General features: G+C 39.6%; 26 protein-coding genes and 1 tRNA gene. 19 read left to right on the top strand and 8 right to left on the bottom strand.

Translation table 11 applies throughout. The features are described 5' to 3' along the window. Window positions 1–106 precede the first annotated feature (106 nt). From BLV99_RS03995 to BLV99_RS03950, 10 genes are all read left to right on the top strand, one after another. A complete protein-coding gene (locus tag BLV99_RS03995; RefSeq protein ID WP_092687940.1) occupies window positions 107–2887 on the top strand; it encodes a nitrate reductase in 2781 nt (926 codons plus the stop codon). Further along, window positions 2884–3510, top strand: coding sequence for a molybdenum cofactor guanylyltransferase (mobA, locus tag BLV99_RS03990; RefSeq protein WP_086183403.1), 627 nt, complete (start codon window positions 2884–2886; stop codon window positions 3508–3510). Before BLV99_RS03995 ends, mobA begins: the two co-directional genes overlap by 4 nt. Window positions 3511–3643: 133 nt before the next feature. Then, window positions 3644–4696 (top strand): GTP 3',8-cyclase MoaA, encoded by a 1053-nt coding sequence (moaA, locus tag BLV99_RS03985; protein WP_086183402.1) that lies wholly within the window; start codon window positions 3644–3646, stop codon window positions 4694–4696. Between the two features lies 1 nt (window position 4697). Next, entirely contained in the window at window positions 4698–4949 is a 252-nt protein-coding gene (locus BLV99_RS03980) for a MoaD/ThiS family protein (protein ID WP_092687937.1), read from the top strand. A 1-nt stretch (window position 4950) separates the two neighbouring features. Next, window positions 4951–5463 carry a molybdenum cofactor biosynthesis protein MoaE gene (locus BLV99_RS03975; protein WP_092687934.1) on the top strand — a complete coding sequence of 171 codons (513 nt, stop codon included), beginning with the start codon at window positions 4951–4953 and terminating at the stop codon, window positions 5461–5463. Window positions 5464–5548: 85 nt separating this feature from the next. Continuing rightward, window positions 5549–6472, top strand: coding sequence for a bifunctional molybdenum cofactor biosynthesis protein MoaC/MoaB (gene moaCB / locus BLV99_RS03970; protein WP_092687931.1), 924 nt, complete (start codon window positions 5549–5551; stop codon window positions 6470–6472). An 8-nt stretch (window positions 6473–6480) separates the two neighbouring features. Further along, on the top strand, window positions 6481–7713 hold the full coding sequence (locus tag BLV99_RS03965) for a molybdopterin molybdotransferase MoeA (RefSeq protein WP_092687928.1): 1233 nt from the start codon (window positions 6481–6483) through the stop codon (window positions 7711–7713). A gap of 75 nt (window positions 7714–7788) precedes the next feature. Further along, window positions 7789–8547 carry a molybdate ABC transporter substrate-binding protein gene (gene modA, locus BLV99_RS03960; protein WP_092687925.1) on the top strand — a complete coding sequence of 253 codons (759 nt, stop codon included), beginning with the start codon at window positions 7789–7791 and terminating at the stop codon, window positions 8545–8547. A gap of 46 nt (window positions 8548–8593) precedes the next feature. Beyond that, window positions 8594–9277, top strand: a complete 684-nt coding sequence (gene modB, locus BLV99_RS03955) for a molybdate ABC transporter permease subunit (protein ID WP_086183397.1) — start codon at window positions 8594–8596, stop codon at window positions 9275–9277. Between the two features lies 1 nt (window position 9278). Further along, window positions 9279–9920, top strand: coding sequence for an ATP-binding cassette domain-containing protein (locus BLV99_RS03950; protein ID WP_092687922.1), 642 nt, complete (start codon window positions 9279–9281; stop codon window positions 9918–9920). 77 nt (window positions 9921–9997) lie between these two features. Here BLV99_RS03950 and BLV99_RS03945 read toward each other — a convergent pair whose 3' ends face one another. The 4 genes from BLV99_RS03945 to cysS all read right to left on the bottom strand — a co-directional run bounded on the left by BLV99_RS03945 (window position 9998) and on the right by cysS (window position 12927). Next, on the bottom strand, window positions 9998–10384 hold the full coding sequence (locus tag BLV99_RS03945) for a carboxymuconolactone decarboxylase family protein (RefSeq protein ID WP_086183395.1): 387 nt from the start codon (window positions 10382–10384) through the stop codon (window positions 9998–10000). Between the two features lie 193 nt (window positions 10385–10577). After that, window positions 10578–11027 (bottom strand): universal stress protein, encoded by a 450-nt coding sequence (locus BLV99_RS03940; protein WP_086183394.1) that lies wholly within the window; start codon window positions 11025–11027, stop codon window positions 10578–10580. 338 nt (window positions 11028–11365) lie between these two features. Further along, window positions 11366–11441 (bottom strand) — tRNA-Gly (locus tag BLV99_RS03935). Between the two features lie 64 nt (window positions 11442–11505). Next, on the bottom strand, window positions 11506–12927 hold the full coding sequence (cysS, locus tag BLV99_RS03930) for a cysteine--tRNA ligase (RefSeq protein ID WP_092687919.1): 1422 nt from the start codon (window positions 12925–12927) through the stop codon (window positions 11506–11508). Window positions 12928–13143: 216 nt separating this feature from the next. On the opposite strand from cysS, the gene BLV99_RS03925 reads away from it, so the two are divergent. From BLV99_RS03925 to BLV99_RS03890, 8 genes are all read left to right on the top strand, one after another. Continuing rightward, on the top strand, window positions 13144–14121 hold the full coding sequence (locus tag BLV99_RS03925; RefSeq protein ID WP_086164073.1) for a KpsF/GutQ family sugar-phosphate isomerase: 978 nt from the start codon (window positions 13144–13146) through the stop codon (window positions 14119–14121). A 3-nt stretch (window positions 14122–14124) separates the two neighbouring features. Continuing rightward, entirely contained in the window at window positions 14125–14664 is a 540-nt protein-coding gene (locus BLV99_RS03920; RefSeq protein ID WP_004651676.1) for a KdsC family phosphatase, read from the top strand. A 40-nt stretch (window positions 14665–14704) separates the two neighbouring features. Beyond that, window positions 14705–15253 (top strand): LPS export ABC transporter periplasmic protein LptC, encoded by a 549-nt coding sequence (gene lptC / locus BLV99_RS03915; RefSeq protein WP_086183390.1) that lies wholly within the window; start codon window positions 14705–14707, stop codon window positions 15251–15253. Further along, window positions 15237–15803 carry a lipopolysaccharide transport periplasmic protein LptA gene (lptA, locus tag BLV99_RS03910; RefSeq protein ID WP_086183389.1) on the top strand — a complete coding sequence of 189 codons (567 nt, stop codon included), beginning with the start codon at window positions 15237–15239 and terminating at the stop codon, window positions 15801–15803. Before lptC ends, lptA begins: the two co-directional genes overlap by 17 nt. Continuing rightward, window positions 15803–16549 carry an LPS export ABC transporter ATP-binding protein gene (lptB, locus tag BLV99_RS03905; RefSeq protein WP_086183388.1) on the top strand — a complete coding sequence of 249 codons (747 nt, stop codon included), beginning with the start codon at window positions 15803–15805 and terminating at the stop codon, window positions 16547–16549. Before lptA ends, lptB begins: the two co-directional genes overlap by 1 nt. A gap of 138 nt (window positions 16550–16687) precedes the next feature. Beyond that, window positions 16688–17287, top strand: a complete 600-nt coding sequence (locus BLV99_RS03900; protein ID WP_086183387.1) for an IMPACT family protein — start codon at window positions 16688–16690, stop codon at window positions 17285–17287. Then, a complete protein-coding gene (locus tag BLV99_RS03895) occupies window positions 17280–17897 on the top strand; it encodes an acyltransferase (protein ID WP_086164069.1) in 618 nt (205 codons plus the stop codon). Before BLV99_RS03900 ends, BLV99_RS03895 begins: the two co-directional genes overlap by 8 nt. Before the next feature lie 133 nt (window positions 17898–18030). Next, a complete protein-coding gene (locus BLV99_RS03890) occupies window positions 18031–18873 on the top strand; it encodes a universal stress protein (RefSeq protein ID WP_092687915.1) in 843 nt (280 codons plus the stop codon). A 143-nt stretch (window positions 18874–19016) separates the two neighbouring features. On the opposite strand, the gene BLV99_RS03885 is transcribed toward BLV99_RS03890, so the two are convergent. The 4 genes from BLV99_RS03885 to mutS all read right to left on the bottom strand — a co-directional run bounded on the left by BLV99_RS03885 (window position 19017) and on the right by mutS (window position 23848). Continuing rightward, window positions 19017–19682, bottom strand: a complete 666-nt coding sequence (locus BLV99_RS03885) for an O-methyltransferase (protein WP_092687912.1) — start codon at window positions 19680–19682, stop codon at window positions 19017–19019. Window positions 19683–19818: 136 nt separating this feature from the next. After that, window positions 19819–20523 (bottom strand): D-Ala-D-Ala carboxypeptidase family metallohydrolase, encoded by a 705-nt coding sequence (locus BLV99_RS03880; protein WP_086164066.1) that lies wholly within the window; start codon window positions 20521–20523, stop codon window positions 19819–19821. 144 nt (window positions 20524–20667) lie between these two features. Further along, a complete protein-coding gene (gene fdxA / locus BLV99_RS03875) occupies window positions 20668–20991 on the bottom strand; it encodes a ferredoxin FdxA (RefSeq protein ID WP_053580096.1) in 324 nt (107 codons plus the stop codon). Between the two features lie 205 nt (window positions 20992–21196). Beyond that, window positions 21197–23848: a DNA mismatch repair protein MutS gene (gene mutS, locus BLV99_RS03870; protein ID WP_092687909.1), complete on the bottom strand. Its 2652-nt coding sequence runs from the start codon at window positions 23846–23848 to the stop codon at window positions 21197–21199. A gap of 235 nt (window positions 23849–24083) precedes the next feature. Between mutS and BLV99_RS03865 the strand changes: the two genes are divergently transcribed. After that, the gene (locus BLV99_RS03865; protein ID WP_092687906.1) at window positions 24084–24296 is read left to right on the top strand and encodes a hypothetical protein; all 213 of its coding nucleotides are present in this window, start codon (window positions 24084–24086) and stop codon (window positions 24294–24296) included. Window positions 24297–24614 lie beyond the last annotated feature (318 nt).

Raw genomic sequence — 24614 nt, 5'->3', positions numbered from 1 at the left:
TCGTTATGGAATAGTTGCTATGTAGGATGAATTCAATTCATGCCACTTTGAGTATCAAATATCCATAGCTAATTTAAGTAGAAGTAAAGTAGATGTGGGAGCATAAATGAACAATATTCCCGTTGTGGAACTTGAAAGCTCCACAGAATTATTGACGAAAACGACAAATACCACCTGTCCTTATTGTGGCGTAGGTTGTGGTGTGACTGCAACCGTACAGGAGACAGCATTAGGTCAAAAAGTGACTGTTGAAGGCGATATTACCCATCCTTCTAATTACGGTAAGTTGTGTATTAAAGGCAGTAATTTAGCCGATACGATTGGTTTGGAAAGCCGTGTACTTGAGCCGATGATGGGGCGCAAGGCAAATCGTCAGGCAGCAACTTGGGACACGGCTATTTCGAGCATTGCCAATAAATTTCAACAATGTATAGATCAATATGGTCGTGACAGCATTGCCTTTTATGTGTCAGGTCAGTTGCTGACTGAAGACTATTATGTGGTGAATAAATTTGTCAAAGGCTATTTGGGTACGGCCAATATAGACACCAATTCACGTCTTTGTATGTCGTCGGCAGTTGCTGCACATAAACGTGCTTTTGGGGAAGATATTGTCTCTGCAAGTTATGAAGATTTTGAACATACCGACATGGTGGTGTTGGTAGGTTCAAATACTGCATGGTGTCACCCAGTATTGTATCAACGCATCATGAAAGCCAAAGAACAACGCGATTTGTTCGTGGTCGTGGTTGACCCGCGTTTTACCAGTACCTGCGAAGCAGCTGACTTACATTTACCCATTTTACCAGGGCAAGATGTTGCCTTGTTTAATGGTTTATTGCAGTATCTATCGAAAAATGGTCATGCCGATCAAGCGTTTATTGCTGCTCATACCCAAGGTTTAGCGCAAGCACTGGCACAGAGTGAGAGTGAATCTCTCATTGAAAATGTGGCGACACGCACAGGAATTTCTGTCGAAAAATTGCAGACTTTCTATGAAAAATTTGCCAACACTTCAAAAGTGATGACGCTGTTTTCAATGGGGGTGAATCAATCTTCGCAAGGGGTGAATAAAGCCAATAGCATTACCAATTGCCATTTGTTAACGGGAAAAATAGGCAAATTGGGTGCTGCACCATTTTCGATGACAGGACAGCCCAATGCCATGGGCGGGCGTGAAGTGGGTGGGCTGGCGAATATGTTGGCGGCACATTTAGAATTGGAAAATGAAACCCATCAACAGTTGGTGCAAAACTTTTGGCACAGTCCCCATATTGCCAAGCAAGCTGGCTTTAAAGCAGTTGATTTATTTCATGCAGTTGAAAGTGGCAAAATTAAAGCCATTTGGATTATGGCAACCAATCCTGTGGTCAGTTTACCCGATGCTGATCAAGTGAAACGTGCTTTAGAGCAATGTGAATTTGTGGTGGTTTCTGATATTTGCCAAGAGACGGACACCACGCAATATGCTGATGTCTTATTACCTGCACTAGGTTGGGGCGAAAAAGAGGGTACGGTCACCAATTCTGAGCGTCGCATTTCCAGACAACGTGCCTTTTTAGCTGAGCCAAGTGAGGCAAAGGCGGATTGGTGGGCCATTAGTCAGGTAGCGAAAAAATTAGGTTTTGATGGTTTTGATTTTAAAAATAGCCATGACATTTTCTTAGAGCATGCACGACTTTCAGCTCAGCAAAATTCAGATTTAGAACAGCGCAGTGAAACACCGAATTTTCGTTATTTTAATTTAAACGGTTTAACGGATTTAACCGCAACTGAATATGACGAACTAAAGCCTGTGCAATGGCCGGTATGGACTAAACAGCAGCCAGAGGGCGCGGTGGCACGACTGTATGCAACGGGGCAATTTAGCCATGCCGATGCTAAAGCTAAATTTATTGCCATTACCGCAATCAATCCTGTTAATTCAGTTTGTAAAGAATTTCCTTTGGTTTTAAATACGGGGCGGATTCGTGATCAATGGCACACCATGAGCCGAACAGGTTTATCTGCCAATTTAAGTACCCATCGTGCAGAGCCGTATTGTGAAATTCACCCACAAGATGCGTTGAAATATGGCGTTAAAGATGGTGAATTGCTTGAAGTGAAATCGAAATGGGGCAATTGCGTATTACGCGCAACGGTCAGTGATGATATTCGCCGTGGACAAGTCTTTGCACCGATTCACTGGAATGACCAAGTGGCATCCGATGCCCGTATTGGTAAAGTGGTGAATCCTGTTGTGGATGCCATTTCAGGTGAACCTGAGTTTAAGCATACGCCTGTGATCATCCATCCATTTTATAGCCAATGGCAAGGCGTGTTTTATGTGCGTCAAGGCTTTGAAAAAATTGTGCAATCGTCAATTGAAAGCACAGTATGGTGGACTAAAATTATAACGGCCAAAGCCACGCGATATGAAGTGGCAGATCGTAAAAAATTTACCCAGACCACAGAACATTTAAAAGAGCTATTACCATTTCAGGATGAAAGTTTTGAATGGCTGAATATTGAAGACCAGACTGCGCATATTAGTCATAGTGTGGTACTCAAAGATGGTCATTTGATTGCCAGTTTATATATTGCACCTAAAGCGTTATTGCCAGATCGTGACTGGGTGGCAAGCTTATTTAAACGTGAACGATTAAGTGCTATGCACCGTAAGGCATTGCTTGCAGGGCAGCCGATGTCGATGGCAAATAATGAAGGGCCGTTGGTTTGTAGCTGCTTTAAAGTCGGTAAAAACCGCATTATTGAAACCATTAAAAGCAAAAATATTACCGATGAGAAACAAGTCACAGCCTGTTTAAAAGCTGGGGGCAATTGTGGTTCATGTTTACCTGAAATTCGTGGCTTGATCAAAGCCTGTCAAACGGAGGCAGTTGAATGAAAAATGGCATTAAAAAGTCAATTTATCCCGATACGGACTTGGTGATTTTGGCTGGTGGGCAGGCTCGACGTATGAATGGTCTGAATAAGTTATTACAAAAATTTGATGACCAAATACAACTGATTAAAATCCATCAACAGCTTAAATCTGATGTTGCACAAGTATGGATCAACAGCCATCGGGATTATTCGATTTATCAAAAGATTATTCCCAGTATTCATTGCTATCAGGATGATGAAAATGGTTTTTTAGGCCCATTGATGGGAATGAAAAGCGCATGGTCACATGTACAAGCAGACTATGTGCTGTTTGTACCCTGTGATGTGACCTACATTCCCCCAAAAATCATTTTTAAATTACATCTGGCTTTGGCTAAAAATAGTTTGGCAGAAGTTGCTTATGCGGAAATAAATGGCAAAGCACTGTACCCATTTTGCTTGGTTAAACGCAGCAGTTTGGCGCACCTGAGTGATTGTCTTGAGCAAAAACAGCGCAGTTTAAGGCATTGTTTTGCAGAATTGCACGCTCAAGTGGCACATTTTACCAACCATGCCTTATTTTTTCACAGTATTAACTCACCCGATGAGCTGCAACAGCATCAACAAATTAAATTTCTACATTAAAGCGCGATATTTTACCTTTGGCACAAAGTTGGAACACTTATTGCAGATCTAATAATAATAAGATTGGGCGATTTAAAGCTTTTGCACAATATTTGTGCAGTAACCACCTAATGCCTGAAGATGGATGTTCAACATGAATATGATGACACAACTTAAAAGCAATGCATTATTTGTCGATCAATTTGGTCGTGGTAAGCGAAAACTGCGCATTTCAGTGACTGATCGCTGTAATTTTAAGTGTGTCTACTGTATGCCTGAACACCCAGAATGGATGAAAAAACACGATTTACTTAGCTTTGAAGAGCTTTATCAGTTTTGTGACTTTATGGTGCGCCGTGGTATTGAATTTATTCGTATTACGGGTGGTGAGCCGCTCATGCGTCAGGGCGTGGTACATTTTGTTGCACAACTACAAAACTTAAAGCAGTTCGGGCTAAAACGGATTTCCATGACCACCAATGCGCATTATTTAAAACAATATGCAGAGGCGTTAAAGCAAGCAGGTCTAGATGACCTGAACATTAGTTTAGACAGTTTGGATGCGAGCCAATTTAAACATTTAACTCAAAAAGACTTGGCACCTGTACTTGAAGGAATTCAAGCTGCTCAAGCGGTAGGACTCCCAATAAAAATTAATACTGTACTAATGCATGGGATGAATGAAAATCAAATTTTGCCTTTGGCGCGTTGGTCAGTTCAGCAGCAAATTGTTTTACGTTTTATTGAGTTTATGCCGCTAGACGGTGATCGAAAATGGTCAACTGAACATGTGGTGAGTGAGCAACAAATTTTAGAAACTTTAGCCACTGAATTTACAGTGACTAAGCAAGGACATGGTTCGGCTCAGACCACTTCAGATCCCGCAAGACAGCATTTTATTGATGGTCATCCAATAGGCATTATTTCCACCATTACCAACTCGTTTTGTGGAACATGTGATCGAGTGCGTTTAACTGCACAAGGCGAATTTTATAATTGTCTCTTTGCTCCGCAAGGGTTGAAGTTAAAAACACAAATTAAAGCACTGACCTTAAAAACAGCGTCAAGTGAAGTGAATTTACACGATGCTTTATTTACCTATATCTGGCACAAAGAACAGGGTTATCACGCGATAGAACAGCGCTTGAAAAATCAAAGTTTAGATAAAAGCAGTCGAAAAATTAGTATGCACATGATTGGAGGTTAAGATGTCACAAATCAAAATCAAAATTGAAGCCTTCGGTGCGGTAGAGCGACAGTTACCGCAAGATTTAGAAATCATATGCAGCCTAAACAGCACAATCACGGATGTCTTGGCTCAAGTTGGACAAGCATATCCAGCTGCTTTAGCGATGATCGAGCGTTGTGCTTGTGCTATGGGTGAGGACATTATTTCACGTCAGACCGAACTTCACTTGGACAGTACCTTAGTGCTACTTTCACCCGTAGCAGGAGGTTAAGATGAAAGAGTTAAAACAATTTTCACGAATTCAGGATACTGCGTTAACTTTAGAAAGTTTTGATCAAATTCAGCATTTTCCTGAATGTGGTGGTATTGGTGTTTTTATTGGTACGGTGCGTAATCATCATGAAGGCAAAGCGGTGAAGACGCTGAAATATACAGCGTATGCACCTGTGTCGGAAAAAATGATTCGTCAAATAGAACAAGAAATTCAAGCCAAATATACGGTGTCCTATGTACGAGTTATTCACCGTATTGGCGCTTTAGACATTGGTGAAAAAGCCATTATTGCGATTGCTTATGCGGCACATCGTCGTGAAGCCTTTGCCGCTTGTGAAGAAGCAGTAGAGCGCGTGAAACATGAAGTGCCCGTTTGGAAAGAAGAATTCTATATGGATGGCAGCAGTCAGTATGTTGAAGGCTGTTGTATTCGTAAGGATGATGTAGATGAGCCACATTCACATCATCATGCAGTCAACACATATGAACATGATCAACATTGTCATCATTAAATTGAGAATGATTTAATAATTTATCATCCTTTATTTAAGCCCCAAAACTTAATTTTACTGTAAAAATAAATGATAGGAACATGCAATGAAAAATGTTGGGATGAAAGCAGAGAGTTATCGTACTGCAGTGGCAACAGGTATTTTGCATGCTCCGCCACATTGCATTGAACTTTTGCGTAATGGCAATACGGAAAAAGGCGATGCGCTTAAAACTGCACGGATTGCGGGTATTCTAGCAGCGAAACGTACCGATGAGCTGATTCCATTGTGTCATCCACTACCGATTTACCGTGCCGATGTAGACTTTGAACTCTTTGAAAATTATGTGGAAATTATTGCCACAGTTGAAACCATTGGCCCGACTGGCGTAGAAATGGAAGCATTAACTGCGGTCAGCCTTGCGGGCTTAACTTTGTACGACATGTTAAAACCGCATTGTGAACCCGAAGATTTATCTTTGGATCAATGTAAATTACAAAAGAAAAAAGGCGGTAAGTCTCACTTTACTCGTGTGTTAAAAGAAAGTTTGTCAGCATCTATTATTGTGTTATCCGATACCGTAGCGGCAGGGAAGAAACCAGATACAGCAGGACAAAATGTCTTAGAAATTTTACAAGAAGCCAATTTTAGTCAGATTGCTTATCAAGTGATTCCAGACAGTCCAGAACAATTATTGGCACTGATTGAACAGCAAAAAAATCATTATCCGCTGATCTTAACCGTGGGTGGGACAGGCTTAGGCCCGAAAGATTTAACCGTAGAAACTATTCAGCCTTTATTAAAACGGGAAATACCGGGGCTAATGGAAGCCTCACGTAGTTTTGGACAAAAACGTACGCCTTATGCGGCTTTAAGCCGTGGTGTTGCGGGGTATATCGGTCATAGCTTGGTACTGACTTTACCGGGCAGCCGACAAGGCGCTCAAGAATCTTTGGTTGCGATCCTTCCTGCCTTAGTACATTTATTTGATGTGCAAAAAAATATCCCGCATCAAGGTGGCTATCAATGAGTAGCAGCATGTCAGCATGCGGAGCAGAACAGGGCTTGATTACCGTCGATCAGGCTTTGGCGTTAATTTTGGATAACGCTCAAGTTTTAGTGGCGGAACAGCTCACTTTAGATCAAGCTTTAAATCGCTATTTAGCTGAAGATGTTTATTCTCAAATTAATTTGCCGTTATTTTCCCAAAGTGCAGTGGACGGTTATGCGCTGTGTGCACCATCGACAATTGAGCCGAAGAGTTCATTTGAATTGGTTGGAGAGATTCAGGCAGGTCATGGCTCTGAGTTACAGTTAAAACAAGGACAGGCAGCGCGGATTTTCACCGGTGCCAAAATTCCTGTGGGTACGACCACCGTAGCGCGTCAAGAAATTGTAAGCGTTATTGATTCATCTAATATTGAAATTACAGAGAGCTTAAAAGCCCATAGCGATATTCGAGATGTTGGGGAAGAAATTTCTATAGGTGAATTACTGGCAAGTCAAGGGCAGCAACTGTCTGTGGGGGCAATTGCATCTTTAAGCATGGCAGGTGTTCAAACGGTTCAGGTTTTTCAATATCCCAAAGTAGCGGTGGTGATTACGGGTGATGAGGTGGCAGTTTCAGTTGAGGATTTTGCATCGGGTAAAATTTTTGATGCCAATGCACCCTTAATTAAAGCGTGGTTTCAGCAGCAATCGCAACAGGTCGAAATTTTTCATGTGGCAGATACTGAACATGCCGTTACAGCATTAATTCAAACGCTCTCTCAAGATTATGACCTTATTTTAACCACAGGCGGGGTATCGGTTGGCGATTATGATTTTATTCGACCCGTCACGTTAGCTTTAGGTTTTGAGCAAATTTTCTGGAAAGTCAAACAAAAACCAGGCAAACCTATCTTCTTTGCGACTTTAGCGAGAGCGGATCATTCGGCTTGTTATTTACTCGGATTGCCGGGTAATCCTGCCGCTGTTTATATGGGGATGCAAATTTATACTTCGACTTTGCTGAATGCGTTACAAGGTCAAAAGCAGCCGCCGAACTGGTTTAGTGCAGTACTAACACATGATTTGAAAATGGATGCACGAGAACGCTTTTTAAGGATGTCCGCCAGTTTTGAGCAGTCTGTCCTTAAGGTTAAAAGTTTGTCTAAACAACAATCACATATGCTGAGTAATTTAATGCAAGCCAATTGTTTAGTGCGAATACCTGCGGGGAAAAGTATGTTTGAAGGTCAAATTGTGCAAGGTATTTTTATTCACTCGTGATTTGACCATTACTCGCTTAAATTTATTCAATCAGTCATTGATCAAATCACGCCATATTTAAAATGAGGGGAAGCAATGAAAAACTTAATTATTGGTACAGTACTCATTGGTGTATGCGGTACGCTTCAGGCAGAAACAGTTAAGGTTTATGCTGCTGCAAGCTTGACCAATGCCATCACCGATATTGCCGCACTTTATGAAAAACAATATCCAAAAACGGATATAGTTGCTGTTTTTGGCGCATCATCTGCTTTGGCAAAACAAGTAGAAGCAGGGGCAAATAGTGATATTTTTTTCTCTGCGGATTTAGATTGGATGAATTATTTGATTAAAAAACAGATCATTACTGAAAATAAAGCCCAACCTTTGTTGTTTAATCAATTGGTTTTAATTAGCCCGAAAAATTTACACATTCCATTTAAAGCCCAACCGAGTTTTAATTTCGCCCAATCGTTTAAAGGACATTTATGTACAGGGCAAATGGAGTCTGTTCCTGTAGGAAAATATGCGAAACAAAGCCTACTGAAGTTGAATTGGTTAGATGCTTTAAAAGGCCGTATGGTGGGCACAGATGATGTGCGTTCGGCTCTGGCTTTTGTAGAGCGAGGTGAATGTGAAGTTGGTATTGTCTATAAAACTGATGCTTTAATTAGTCAAAAAGTGAAAATTATTGGTACCTTCCCAAGTCAATCACATAGTCCGATTGTGTATCCACTGGCATTGACTAAACAAGGTGAAAAAAATAAAGAAGCCGTTCAATTTGAAAAGTTTGTGAAACACAGTGCACAAGCCAAAACGGTCTTCCAGACATATGGTTTTAGTTTGAAACCCTAAGTAAATGATTCAGTACGTGACTAAGTAAATGAATGGGGGAGTGAGCATGTTCAGTCCAGAGGAACTTAGTGCACTTTATTTATCTGCCAAAGTTGCAGGCTTTGCCACATTATTTTGCTTACCTTTTGCAGTTGCATTGGCGTGGTTACTTGCACGGCATGAATTTCGGCTCAAATTTATCGTTGAAGCATTATTGCAATTGCCCATGGTTTTGCCCCCCGTCGTTTTGGGTTATTTGCTTCTGGTCTTATTTGGTAATCAGGGATTAATTGGCAAATATTTAAATGCATTCGGTCTTCAACTGGCATTTAATTGGAAAGGTGCGGTGTTGGCCTCGATGATTGTGGCATTTCCCTTGATGGTACAACCCATACGTTTATCCTTTCAGTTGATGAATCAACAGCTCGAACAAATTGCGGGTTCATTAGGCGCAGCACCGTGGAAAGTGTTTTTGAGTATTAATTTACCGTTGGCTATTCCTGGAATAGTGATTGGCAGTATTTTATGTTTTAGTCGAAGTTTGGGTGAGTTTGGCGCAACCATCACTTTTGTCGGTAATATCCCCGATGAAACTAGGACTATTCCGATAGCAATTTATTCATTGCTACAACAACCCAATGGTGAAGAGATGGCAATGCGACTGGTGGCATTGTCTTTGATTTTGGCATTTAGCGCTTTAATTGCCAATTATTTTATTTTGCAAAAGTATCAACAAAAATTAGGAGCGTGATATGTTGAAGTGTAATTTTCAATATCAACATGCTGATTTTATGTTGAATGTTAAACTGGAAATGCAACAACAGCTTTTAGGGATTGTTGGTGCATCTGGCTGTGGTAAAAGTACTCTATTAAAAAATATTGTGGGTTTATTAAAGCCGACACATGGGACAATTCAGTTTAATCAGCAGATTTTATTCGATAGCCAGCAAAAAATTCATGTACCGATGCATCAACGAAAAATTGCATTAATTTTTCAAAATGCATTGCTGTTTCCACATATGAATGTGCAGCAAAATCTTTGTTATGCAGAAAAATTAATTCCCCAATCTGAACGGAAATTTCAGTTTAATGAAATCATTGCGTTGCTCGAACTGACACACTTATGTCAACGTAAAGCACATCAACTTTCTGGTGGAGAGGCACAACGCGTGTCGATTGGGCGGGCATTGTTATCTTCCCCTCATTTATTGCTTTTAGATGAGCCATTAACGGGGTTGGATCATCAGCTAAAACAGCAAATTTTACCATTTTTAACGCGAATTAAAGATGAGTTAGATTTACCCATGATTTATGTGACGCATCATTTGGAAGAGTTGAAATATTTAAAAGCTGATATTTTGCAGTTAGATCAAGGGCAATTGCAGCATAGGTAAACCCGCAAAGATCTAATCATGCAATAAAAATAGCCTAAGCCTTATACCTAAACTATTTTTATACATTTCAAACCCTATTATTCAGATTTTTGATATTCATTAATCACTTCAAGCGCAGCACGAAAAGCTTCCTGCGTGGCTGGTGCACCGCAGTAAGGCAGACTATGAAGGAGCACTTCTTGAATTTCTTCTACAGTCGCGCCGTTATTCAATGCACCGCGGACATGACCTTTAAGTTCTGTCGGGCTTTTTTGAGCAGTTAAGAAAGCAATGGTAATCAGTGAACGATACTTACGCGGCAGCACGCCTTCACGTTGCCAAGTTGAACCCCACGCATGTTCATTAATCCAGTCTTGTAAGGGTTGAGTGAAGGGCACCGTATTATCTTGTGCGCGTTTCACGAAAGATTCGCCCATAACTTCAGTACGAACTTTTAAACCATTTTCGAAGTCTTGTTGTGACATATTTTTACTCTGGTCATGTCGATAAAAAACTGATCAAAGTTTATGCTTTAATAGCGTTAATGTGAATTGATTTATAATCTTAATTTAATTGAATTTTTTGAGTAAGCTACGTTTAAGTTACCAAATATTAAAAGCTCATCTAAGAAGTAAAGTCAGCTCACATAAAGTGAGCTGGGGAACTGTGCATAAAATATTATTTTGTGTGTTTCATCACAAGTACGGGAACATGACTAGAAGTCAGTATGTCTTGTGCAATACTGCCAATGAGCACCTTTTTTAAACCTGTACGACCATGTGAACCGACCACAATTAAGTCAACATTTAACTCATCCGCAAGTTTGGAAATACCATCACTTGGGGAATGACTACTAATGAGCTTCGTCTCTGTTTCAATACCGTAGTCAGTAAATTTTTGCTTTAGCTCAGCCAGAATGTTTTTGGCATGCGCTTTTGCTGCCAGATAATAATCCGTTATGCCCGGTACATTTTTATAAAAACTAACGCTGGTTAAAGGGTCGAGTACAACAACACTGGCTATGGTGACTTTACTGCTTAATGCTTTGGCTAAAATAATCACTTGCTCAGCAGTCGCAATAGCAGTTGGGGAATCATCAACAGCAAGTAAGATGTGTTGGTAATTCATGACACTTTCCTCTTGTTTCAAGATTCTTTACCTAGCTCAAGATTAACATAGTGAACATGCAGTAATAAAAAAGGATAAAAATATATCGTTTTGGCTTTAATCACATTATCTGTATAGGGTCAGTTTTTACTTGCTTGTTTAAGCAGATGAAGAAATATGTGGTTTCAAAGTCTTTGAGTTGTCGAATAATTTGTTTTTAGGGCAAGGTGATTGCTGTATTGGGGGCTTTAAAGTTTAGCCCATCATGGTTTGATGATGAATGTCATTTAAGATAGAAAGATAATCGGGGTTAGGGATGAAAAAAAGCCCTTATCAATGATAAGGGCTTTTTCGTATTTTGGAGCGGGAAAAGAGACTCGAACTCTCGACCCCAACCTTGGCAAGGTTATGCTCTACCAACTGAGCTATTCCCGCTTTATGGAGTGCATTATAGAGCGTTTTATAAAACTGTCAACTCTCTATAAATTTGATTGTTTAATTAATCAGCACGACGCCAAATGGTACCTTGACGGGTATCTTCCAAAACAATGCCTTGATCAAGTAAAGACTGACGAATCTCATCGGCTTTGGCAAATTCTTTGGCTTTTTTTGCATCAACACGTTGTTGAATTAAATCTGTAATTTGTTCTTCAGACAAACCTAAAGCATCTTGACCAATATCAGATTTTAAGAATTCATCTACATTGTATTGAACCAAACCAAGAATATTAGTGAGGTGACGTAATGTTGAATAGTAAACAGTGGCTTGTTCAGCATTTTCATCTTTTACTGCACGGTTGAGTTCTTTGTTAATTTCAAACAAGACCGCAATCGCTTCGGATGTATTAAAGTCATCACGCATAGCGGCATTAAAGCGTTCAACCAAAGTTTCGTCTAAAGCTTCAGTGGTTTTTTCAGCATAAACTTGTTGATATGCTTTAAATGAATGATAAAAACGAGAAAGGGTATTTTTTGCTTCTTTTAATGCAAAGTCTGAAAAGTTGACTGGGCTTCTATAGTGAGAAGACACAATAAAGTAACGAATCACTTCAGGGTGGAATTTCTCCATCACATCACGAATGGTAAAAAAGTTGCCTAAAGACTTAGACATTTTTTCGCCATCGACATTAATAAAGCCGACATGCATCCAGTAATTGACATATTGTTCATCTGTAGAAGCTTCAGATTGCGCAATTTCATTTTCATGATGTGGGAACATCAAGTCTGAACCGCCACCGTGAATATCAAAATGGTTGCCTAGGCAGCAGGTCGACATGGCAGAACATTCAATATGCCAACCCGGGCGACCATTGCCCCAAGGCGAAGCCCAAGACGGTTCATTCTCTTTGGCATGTTTCCAAAGTACAAAGTCAAAAGGATGTTTCTTTTCAACTTCGACATCGACACGTTCAGATGCACCTGCTTGCATATCTTCCAGTTTACGACCTGACAAACGACCATATTTGGCAAATTTTTCCACTTGGAAATATACATCGCCATTATTTGAAGGATAAGCCGTACCTTTATTGACTAAATTACCAATCATGTTTTGCATTTGATCAATATAGTCAGTGGCGCGTGGTGCTTCATCAGGTGCAGCACAACCAAGATTTGCAGCATCTTCATTCATGGCTTGAATAAAGCGATCTGTCAGTGCAGTAATGCTTTCGCCATTTTCATTGGCGCGTTGAATAATTTTATCGTCAATGTCGGTAATATTACGAACGTATTTAACGCTCCAACCTTGACTGCGCAAGAAACGAATAATGTAGTCAAATGCAACCATGACTCGAGCATGTCCAATATGACAGTAATCGTATACAGTCATACCACACACATACATGTCGATATGTCCTTCAACACGTGGAACAAATTCAACTTTTTTACGTTGCTCTGAGTTGTATAGAACAAATGGTTGCATAGCTCTTCAAAATAGGTCAATTAAATGGTAGCTCATCTTAACCTAAGCATTATTTTTCATAAAGTTTTATACGCTTTTTTTATAAGCTTGTGAAAAGTTGTACATTTAGAAACGTGAGATTTGCATAGATATGATAAAATTGCGAAAATTATTTTTGCTTGATTAGAGTCACTCTTTAAATAGAGTTAAGGTAAACCTACATTGAACCCAAAAAATATGCCGAACCAAATAGACTTCCAAAAAGTTGCATTAGAAACTTTGCGTATAGAAGAAAAAGCCCTAGAAATATTAGCGACACAAATTGATGAACGTTTTAGCCACGCTTGTGAAATTATTTTGCAGTGCCGAGGGCGTTTAGTCATTACGGGAATGGGTAAGTCGGGGCATATTGGTCGTAAAATGGCAGCAACCTTTGCTTCAACAGGTACGCCATCATTCTTTATGCATCCGGGTGAAGCGGGGCATGGTGACTTGGGTATGCTGGTGTATGGTGATGTACTCATTGCCATTTCAAACTCGGGCAAGAGCGATGAAATTATGATGCTCATGCCATTGATTAAGCGTTTAGAAATTCCTTTAATTACCATCAGTGGCGATGATAAAGGGCCAATGCCGCAAAATGCCGATGTGGCTTTAACTTTGGGTAATATTCAAGAAGCTTGCCCACTAGGTTTAGCGCCAACGTCAAGTACCACTGCAACCTTGGCTTTAGGTGATGCACTGGCGGTTGCTTTATTGGATGCACGTGGTTTTACTGCGGATGATTTTGCGATGTCACATCCAGCGGGAGCTTTAGGAAAACGGCTATTACTTCATGTTAAGCATTTGATGCATACAGGTGAAGAATTGCCGAAAGTATCTCCAGATACACCAATGAATCAAGTTTTATACGAAATTTCAAATAAACGTCTAGGTTTAACCACAATTGTGGATCAAAATAATGTTCTGCTGGGTATTTTTACCGACGGAGATTTACGTCGTTTAATTGATAAACAGCAAGGTTTTGATGTGAATTTGGCTGTTTCAGAAGTCATGATGAAGAATCCTTTAACGATTTCGCAAGAAGCTCGTGCAGTTGAAGCTTTAGAGCGAATGAATGAAAAGAAAATCAATCAATTTGTTGTTGTTGATGATGTCAATCAAGTCATTGGTGTCATTAGTATGCATGACTTGATTCAAGCTGGGGTAAATTAATAAATGGCATCTTATATTTTATTGGAACAAGCGCGTCATGTTGAAGCTTTGGTTCTTGATGTCGATGGTATTTTAAGTGATGGTTTTGTGACACTCACCAATACAGGTGATGAAATTAAATCATTTGATATCCGTGATGGTTTAGGCATGAAACTTGTGCAACAAGCAGGTGTTAAAGTCATTATCATCACTGGACGTAAAAGTAATATTGTTGAAAAACGGATGTCTGACTTAGGTGTAGACTTGGTTTTTCAAGGTCGTGAAGACAAAGGTATCGCATTACGCGAAGCATGTGCACAATTGAATATTGCACCAGAAGACTGTTTATATATGGGTGATGATTGGCCAGATCTTTCTGCATTTGCGATTGCGGGCATGAAAGTTACCGTTCCAAATGGTCATGTGGAAGTACGTCGCCGTGCCGACCTTGTGACTCAGGCCATGGGTGGTCGTGGTGCAGTGCGTGAAATCTGCGATATGATTTTGATGGCTAAAGGCGCGTATGACGTTTTCCTTGAAAAATATACCTCTGTCCCACATTAATAGTTAAGTAATTCATTTAATTTGAGTTAAGACCACACTTATGGATACAAAAGTTTTATACGTAACTGCTATAGCAATTGCAGCTATAAGTGGTGGTTACTACTATTATAGCGGTAAGGGTAATAAACTTGAGGTTGATTCAGCAAGGAGTATGACTTATTCCGCTGAAAAAATTAATCTGACTCAAACCGATGATAATGGTCATTTGTCTGTGCGTGCTCGAGTCGATCGTCTTGAGCAAGACATGCAAAAACAAACATCAAAACTCACAAATTTGAATGCTTCAATATATAAAGATGGCGCTGTAGATGCTACTTTTTATGCCAAAGTTGCAAATGGTTATGACGATAATGAACGCATTGTCTTGTCGGGTGATGTGTTGGCGGTTAAGCTGATGCAACAAGGTAAAATGCAGTTCCAAACGACAGAGTTAACGGGATATCCTAAAACTCGAGAAATTGAAACCAATAAACAAGTCATTGTGCAATCTCCACAAGCTGAGTTTGTGAGCCAAGGTTTGAAAGCCAATTTAAATAACGGTCAATACGAATTTTTTAATATTCGAGGAAAATATGAACCAAAATCTTAAGCTTACATTTTCTAAAACCTTGTTTAAGCAAGCAGCTTTAGTCGGTTTGGTTGTATTATCATCGGCAACCGCATTTGCAATCCCTGCTGACCGAAATCAGCCCATTTCATTGATCGCTGACCGTGCAACGTATAATGAAAAAACAGGTATTACCACCTATACAGGTAATGTCATCATTGAACAAGGCACCATGAAATTACAAGCAGCTTCGATTGTTGCGACTTTAAATGCAAAAAGAGAAATTAGTACGATTACTGCGACAGGTGGCCCTGCTCGGTTTCAACAGCAAGTAGATGTGAACAAAGGCTTAGCCAAAGGGCAGGCACAAAAGATTATTTATAATGCTGAAACGGGCATTATTACCTTATCTGGAAGCGCATTGTTACAACAAAATGGTGCGAGTATTCGTGGTAATACATTGAAATATAGTATGAATAAAGGTGATGTCGAAGCTACAGGTACGCCAAATAGCTCAGGTTCATCTTCAGGTCGTGTTCAAATTGTTATTCCACCATCGGGCGCAAAATCTTTCCCAGGAGCACGTGATTAATGGATCAATTGCTCAATCAACCACAAACGCTTTGTATTAAACATCTTGCAAAAAACTATAGTAAAAGATGGGTGGTTAAAGATGTTTCTTTTCAAATGCAAAGTGGGCAGATTGTTGGGTTACTTGGGCCAAATGGTGCAGGTAAAACCACAAGTTTCTATATGGTGGTTGGTTTAGTTCGTATGGACAAAGGCGAGATTCATTTGGATGATCTTGATTTGTCTGATTTAGCCATGCATGAACGTGCCCGTAAAGGCATTGGTTATTTGCCGCAGGAAGCCTCGATTTTTAGAAAATTAACCATTTCTGAAAATATTATGGCCATTTTAGAAACGCGTAAAGATTTAAATAAACAGCAGCGTCAGCAACGCTTAAATGAATTGTTGGCTGATTTTAAAATCACCCATATTAAAGATTCATTGGGTATGAGTGTGTCTGGTGGTGAACGTCGCCGTGCCGAAATCGCACGTGCTTTGGCTGCTGACCCTAAGTTTATGTTGCTTGATGAACCTTTTGCTGGGGTAGATCCTATTTCTGTAGGAGATATTAAAGATATTATTCGGACATTAAAGGATCGCGGTATAGGGGTTCTCATTACAGATCATAATGTACGAGAAACCTTAGCCATTTGTGAACGTGCTTATATTGTCAGTGAGGGTGCCGTAATTGCGGAAGGAACACCACAAGAAATTTTAGAAAATGAGACGGTACGCCAAGTTTATTTGGGTGACGACTTTACCGTTTAATCAAGCCCTCATAAGCATGCTGTAAATGCATATACCAAATCACTTTCAAAAAACCGTCTTTTCATAGGCGGTTTTTTGTCTCTAAAAATCGCTGAAAACAGGCTATACTGCTGTAGTGTTGTCATTAACTTAAGATTTATGCCATTTACCATTGCCTCAGAAGTTACTTTTGAAGAAGAGATTAAAAAAAGTCGCTTTCAAGCTCTTGCTGTTCCTGTAGCAAATGAACAAGATGTCAAAGACTTTTTAGAAATGAGCAAGGATGTTAGTACCACACATCAATGTTGGGCATGGAAAATTGGCCATAATGTCCGCTTTAATGATGATGGCGAGCCGTCAGGAACTGCGGGCAGACCTATTCTTGCAACCATTGAAGGGAACGAATTAAGCAATATTCTGGTTTTAGTGAATCGTTGGTATGGTGGCGTTAAACTGGGCACAGGGGGCTTAGTTCGAGCCTATGGCGGTTGTGCTGGGCAGTGTTTATTATTGGCTGAAAAAATTGAGCTGATTGAAAAGAAAAAAGTCAGCTTTAGCTGCCAGTTTAATGAATGGGCAATCTTTCAATACGAACTGAATCAACAACAGATCGAATTTCAACAAGACTATACTGCAACAGGGGTATACGTTGTAGCTTTGCTACAAATTCATCAAATTGAACCTTTGTCCTTAAAAATTCAAGATGTGACACGTGGTCGTGAACAATTAAAAATGCTAGAAGAGCCGCAGCATGACTGAACAAGACCCATTATTGAAATATCGTGAACAGCATAAACATCGTTTGAATTATATGCCGTGGCTGTATTGGTCATTAAAACCTAAAAATCGGGGTTGGGCTGAAGCATGGCAAAAAGAATATCAAGCCTACTTAATGCAAATGGAAACAGTGGAAATTGGTGAAAATTGTTTTATTTCGCCACTGGCCCATATTTTTGCAGAACCCGGACGTAAAATTATTATTGGGGATAATACTTTTATTGCCGCAGATTGTACTTTGCACGGCCCCTTAGAAATAGGGAGCGAAGTCGCAATTAACCATCACTGTATTCTGGATGGTGGGCGCATGGGTATTAAGCTGCATGATCAAGTTCGTATCGCGGCGTATTGCCATTTATATGCATTTGATCATGGTATGGAACTTGAGCAACCTATTTATCAACAACCTGTACGTTCGCAGGGGATCGAGATTGGTCAGGATGTTTGGTTAGGCGCACATGTCGGAGTTAAGGATGGTGTAACGATTCATGCCCACGCTGTTGTTGGCATGAATAGTATGGTGACCAAAAATATTGAACAGTCGGCTATTGTGGCAGGCAATCCTGCAAAATTTATTCGTTATCGTGATTAAGACAATTCATACAATTAAGATCTTTACATATCAACAGTTTGATTACATAAAAGCATGCACAGTCACGTATAGTTATGCTAAGTTAAAATAACAAATAGACTTAAAGCCTTCATGGGCGAAAAGCGAGGCGAAAATGAAACGTGTAATCGCATGTATTGATTCTTCCCCATGCGTGAATGCAGTTGCTGAAGCCGCGGCATGGGTTGCGAAGCAGACACAACGTGAACTGGTGTTATTACAGGTTTTAGATTATTACCCCGCAAGTTATCATTTGGGGGAAATTAGTGGTGTGATTGGTTTTGAAAGTAATGCAATGTTGTTGAAAGAACTGGCAGAACTTGAACAAAAACAAAGTGAACTCGCACTGGATTATAGTAATAATTTGTTGAACCATATTTCTGAAATGATTCAGCAAAAGTACGAGATCACCGCCTCACATATTCAAGAAAAAGGCGACTTTTTAGAGCAAAGTTTTAATGTGCTTAAAGATGATGACATCGCCATTATTGGTCGAGTTGGTGAGCGCGCTGCAGAACGAAATAAGCCTATCGGAAGTAATGTTGAGAACTTCATTCGGGGCGCGAATTGTACTGTTATGACGGTTGGAGAAAACTTTAAACCACCTACACGTTTTATTTTTGCCTATGAATATTCGCCAACCTGTGTCAATTTGATGAAGCGCGTAGCACAAAGTGATTTATTAAAATTGTTACAGTGTCATTTACTGTATGTTGGAGATCATCCAGAAGTATTAAAGGAACCTGCACAGTATTTGGCTGATGCTGGGTTTGATGTGGTGATAGAATATCGTTATGGTGATGTAGCTGAAAATATACTTGAATATCAAAATGAACATGGGATACAGTTGATACTACTCGGTGCGTTTAGTCACAGTAAAATTCGTCAATTCTTTTTGGGAAGTGTTGCAACCAGTATATTCCGAAATTCACTTGTCCCGTTGTTGGTCGTAAAATAGATAAAATATTGCTTTAAAAGCAGTGATCAATAATTAAACATAGTTATCCGCATAACTTGTGGATAACTATATGGACAGTGTTTGTAAATATATAATAAATAAATAAAAAAACAGTTAGGCTGTTTTTTGATCTGTGTGTCAAATTATTTCACTATAGCTAAAGCAAAGCCATCATGCCCCTTACTTCCGACCGTTTGTAGGGCAGTAGAAGATAAAATTCGAGGATGGTTCTGTAAAGCGGAAAACATGTCACGAATACCTTCAATACTTGGCTTATGATTCTCAGCATTGATAATGTCACCTGCACGGATGACATTATCCAGCACAATAATGGTTCCTGAATGAGACAAGTTTAAGCTTAATTCTAAATATTCTGGGTAACTTTGTTTGTCGGCATCAATAAAAATAAAATCGAAAGGTTCAAAGTCATTGGGTAAGGCTTTTAGGATATCCGCAGCACGTCCAACTTTAAGCTCTATGGTTGGCGGAAGTTTTGCATGATCAATATTTTCTTGAGCCAATGCTGCATGAGTATCTCGACCTTCAATGGTTAAGACATAACCATCTTTCGGTAGGGCGCGTGCAAGCCACATTGTGCTATAAGCTGCAAAAGTACCAAGTTCCAGTACGCGCTTACAGTTGTTCATTTGAATGAGCATTTGCAGCAGCATGCCTTGATTCGGGGCAACTGCAAGGTGATCTGGAAAACCTTTATCTTCAGTATGTTTTAAGGTTTGTAGAAGAATCGGGTCTTCTGGAATTAAATGTGAATCGATGTAGGCATCAATCTCTGTCCACATTTGTTGCATAGCTTTGTCACCATGGTTGCGATGCAAGCATTTTAAACTTTTCCATTCAGAGTGCAATTTTTCGTTTACGATTTATAAAGACATTAGCAATAAAAAAGAGATCTTGAAGATCTCTTTTTTATTTGAATCGATTTTTTTAGTAATTACACATCGATGAGTAACGTGAAAGGTCAGGCCCCCAAGTTCGATAACCTTGGGTATCAATATGGATTTGACCTGAAGCATATAGTCCAAGTCCCATATTTAGACTTTGACCATGTTGTGCCCAAAATTGACACAATTTAAATTTGGTATTTTCAACAAATGCGTAATCTTCAGCTTGAGGATATGCAGGGCCAATGCGGAAGTCGATCGCAGAGTTAAATAAATGACGTGATGAATTTGCACCACCAGCACACTGATTCAGTGGTAAATCACGGTACACGGAAGTCACTTCAAAATCAGTTAATACTTTTGCTGCCACTAAATATTTAAATACACGCAATGTTGAAATTTGGTTATTCCACAATTCTCGGTTTGGAATCATATATTGGGAACGAGCACATTTTTGCCAATCACGCGCAGTACGCATAAGTTCAAAACTTGGGATAATATTACCAACCCCATTACGTTCAAGAAAGGTTTCATATTCACGTACTTGACGTAAATTCTCACCTATAGCAACCCATGCGTTATAAGCATAAGGAACGGTTTTCGGTGGAATTGGACGTTCAATAATAATACGTTCTTGTGGAATGAAGATCCGTTTCCCATCGGGTGTTTTCTGATGAGATGTGGTACATCCAATCATGACAAGTGGAACTAAGCTTAAGCCTAGTAATCCCTTTAGAAAATGCTTCATTATAGAAATCAAATATTTATAAACACTCGCTCTATTTTAATCTAATTTGAAGGATAAAATTTGAAAATATTGCAATCAAATGTGTGTTTTAAGTATAAAAAAAGACCAGCAATTGCTGATCTTTTTTTTGGTCTAAAAATACTGTTATTTTTCCAAGTATTGCAACTTGTCTGTTTTACCATTCCATTCTTCACGGTCAGCAGGTTGGTCGCCAATCTGTGTAATGTTTGGCCACTTTTGTGAAAGTTCAGTATTGAGTTCAATAAAGACTTCTTGACCTTCTGGTAACTCATCTTCAGAGAAAATAGCGTTAGCAGGACATTCAGGTTCACATAAAGCACAGTCAATACATTCATCAGGATTAATGACGAGGAAATTTGGACCTTCGTAGAAACAATCCACTGGACAAACTTCTACGCAGTCTTGGTATTTACATTTAATACAATTTTCAGTGACAACAAAGGTCATGGCGACAGCTACCTAAAAAATATGGTTCTAATTACTCTTGCTGTATTTTAGGCAAAAAAGCATGTAAGTAACAATTGCTTTTATTGATATTTGTTATATGCAGGGCTGTTTATTCTAATAAAAACTGAATATATGACTAAATAGAGGGCGTAAATGACAAAGACTCCTATTCGGGAGTCTTGGTCTGATACAAAATAGTTTTAAATTATGCTTCTAAAGCATCTTTTAAAGCATATATTTGCTGTAGCGCCTCACGTGGTGAAAGATTGTCGACATCTAAAGCTCTTAATAGATTGAGTACGGGTACATCTTTCTCAACTTCTATAATACGTTCAATGACTTCAACAGTAGGTTCATCCGCGACACTGAACAAGTCATTTTGCACGGCTTTATTAAATTGTAGATGTTGCTGTTTTTCTAAAATCTTTAAGCGATTTTGTGCTTCTTTAATTACGCTGGCAGGAATACCCGCTAATTTAGCGACTTGTAAGCCATGACTTTGACTTGCTGGGCCATGCTGAACTTTGTGCAATAAAATTAAATTGCCATTTAATTCTTTGGCTGTGACATGGTAGTTATCAATGCCTGATTCTTTGCCAAGTTCAGTGAGTTCAAAATAATGCGTGGCAAATAGACACAGACATTTAATCCGCTTACTGAGGTCGAGCACACATGCCCATGCTAAGGATAAGCCATCATAGGTACTGGTGCCACGTCCAACTTCATCCATCAACACTAAAGATTGGTTGGTTGCATGGTGCAAAATTTGAGACGTTTCCGTCATTTCAACCATAAAGGTTGATTTACCCGTAGATAAATCATCGGCAGAACCAATACGAGTGAAAACACGATCGATAGGGCCCAAAATGGCAGATTTGGCAGGAACATAACATCCGCAATAAGCCAATAAACTAATCAGTGCTGTTTGGCGCATAAAGGTTGATTTACCACCCATATTGGGTCCAGTCACAATTGCCATGCGGTGGTTGAAGTCTAAACTGGTATCATTCGGTGTAAAGGCAGTTTTGCTTAAGGCTTCAACCACAGGGTGTCGACCCGCAATAATTTTTACCCCAATTTCAGGGCTAAATTCAGGGCGAGACCAATTGCGTAAACGTGCTTGATGGGCGAAGTTAGCCAACATATCAATTTGTGCAATCGCGCTACTCATCATTTGTAGATTGCCAATATCTTGACGTAATTCATCCAACAGAATTTCAAACAACATTTTTTCACGCGCAAGGGCACGAGATTCACTGGATAAAACTTTATCTTCAAAAGATTTTAATTCTGGTGTGATATAGCGTTCAGCATTTTTTAAAGTTTGGCGACGAATGTAATGCTCAGGTGCTTGCTCTGCCTGAGCGCGAGTCAGTTCAATATAGTAACCGCTGACTCGGTTGTAACCAATTTTAAGCGTTGAAACGCCTGTGTTTTGACGCTCTTGAATTTCTAAGTCGATGAGGAATTGACCTGCATGATCGCGGATCTTACGCAGTTCATCGAGTTCACTATCAAAACCTTCTGCAATTACATTGCCATCACGAAGTAATACAGGTGGGTGTTCAACAATGGCTGACATTAAGCGTTGGTGTAGACCATTAAAATCACCTAATTCATGATCCAATTGCTGAATTAAGTTGGATTGATGCGCCTGTGTAATGGGTTGAATCGCATGGCGTAGTAAAGGAATTTGTGCGCAGGCTTGACGCAGTTGTACCAAATCACGTGGACGTGCACTACCTAGGGCTACACGGCTCAGCACACGTTCAATATCGCTAATGTCTTTAAGTACTAAGCGAATAGGAGAATCGTGATAGCCATTGAGCACAGAAGCCGTGGCATCGAGTCGGGCATCCAGTAATTTGGTGTCTCGTAAGGGCTGCATGATGGTACGGCTGAGTAAACGACTGCCCATCGCTGTTTGGCAGTCATTAATGAGTTGAAACAGTGATGTGCCGTGTTCAAATAAGGGTTCGACCAGTTCTAGATTACGACGCGTTACTGGATCAAGTGCAATAAAGTCACTGCTTTGTTCTAACTGAATTGAGCGAATGTGCGGTAAAGCCGTTTTTTGTGTTTCTTTGGCATAATGAATGAGCGCTGCCGCAGAGGCTTTGGCAAGCGGTAAATGATCAATTCCAAAACCAGAAAGTGTAGATACCGCAAATTGGTCACATAATGTTTTTTGCGCATTATTGATGTTGAAGTCAACATTGGGACGTTTTGTAACAGGGCAGTCCAGTTGTTTTTTTATTTGTTCAATAATATTGGGGTCGACAATATCTTCATCAACCAAAATTTCACTTGGCATTAAGCGAGATAGTTCGATAGCAAGCTGTTCTTGTTGAAAATTTTGCTGTTGAACTTTAAAAATACCCGCACTTAAATCAAGGAGTGCAATCCCAATTTGATTTTGTTGAACACAAAGCGCGACTAAATTAGACGATTGATGACTGTTTAAGAGTGCATCATCGGTCAGCGTGCCGGGAGTAATAATTCGGACAACGCCACGTTCCATAGGTGCCTTACTGCGAGTGCCTGCGCTCTCGCCTTCGCCAAGCTGTTCACAAATGACAACTGTTTCCCCTTTTTTTACTAGTCGCGCTAAATAACCTTCAGCAGCATGATAGGGAACGCCTGCCATAGGAATAGGTTCGCCATTGGCTTTACCACGATGGGTGAGGGTGATCCCAAGTAATTTTGCTGCCTTATGTGCATCGTCAAAAAATAATTCATAAAAGTCACCCATGCGATAAAACATGAGTGAGTGTGGATGCTGCATTTTTATCGTTAAATACTGCTGCATCATAGGTGTTAGTAAGGACAGGTCGGGTGTTGTTTTATCAGCATTCATCTATTAAAGCCCTTTAAATATATACGTTTTTTCAGTAAGTTGCATTTGATGCGCTGTCCTATTTTGACCTATGGTGTTTCATGTAAATCAAAAGAATCCGAAACATAAGTGTACCTTTTGGTAGACCTAATTTTAAATGCTAATGTGTGATCTGTATCAGAAGTTCAAAGTAACAAAGCCCGTTACTGGGGAATTTTAACAAAATCTAATGAATCAGAAAGGGAAATAGGAATAGATGGGTGAAAATAATACATTTGCTTTAAAAAAGGCAGTTTTGTCTGCTGGTGTGATAAATAAAATGACGCTTGAGCTTGAGGCTATAATGGACTTCTTTCATAAGTCGTTTTTTGATCAACACAAATCGTTTGAAAGCCAAAATTTAAAAACAAATTCTAGGAAGTATTGGGTTGATGAGTGTGGCATGAATGCCGCACATTTCCCATCCTGAGCCAGTTTTAAAGCAGTGCCTTAAAACTGGCTCAGGATGTCATGTATGGGAAACAAAAGGTTTTTCTTGCGAACTCAAAATATATTTTGAAATCCTTATTTTGACCTTTCAAAAGTAGAGATAATGCCTACGCAAAGGCATAAAAATTGAAGTACTCAAAATGAGGCAGTGCAAATTTCAAATAATCGAATATTGAATTTTTTTGATTTATGCAAGTTATCTAATACTTAGCCAATAAAACTGAACTGAATGGTTGGGCAATATCTAAAGCTAACACCATGTTTAATAGAGAAGGACGCGGTGCAGAACTGAGTTCAG

Source organism: Acinetobacter kyonggiensis (genome assembly GCF_900107285.1).
Lineage (GTDB): Bacteria > Pseudomonadota > Gammaproteobacteria > Pseudomonadales > Moraxellaceae > Acinetobacter > Acinetobacter kyonggiensis.
Note: the sequence above shows the minus strand (reverse complement) of the source record. Positions and strands in the feature narration are given on the sequence as shown.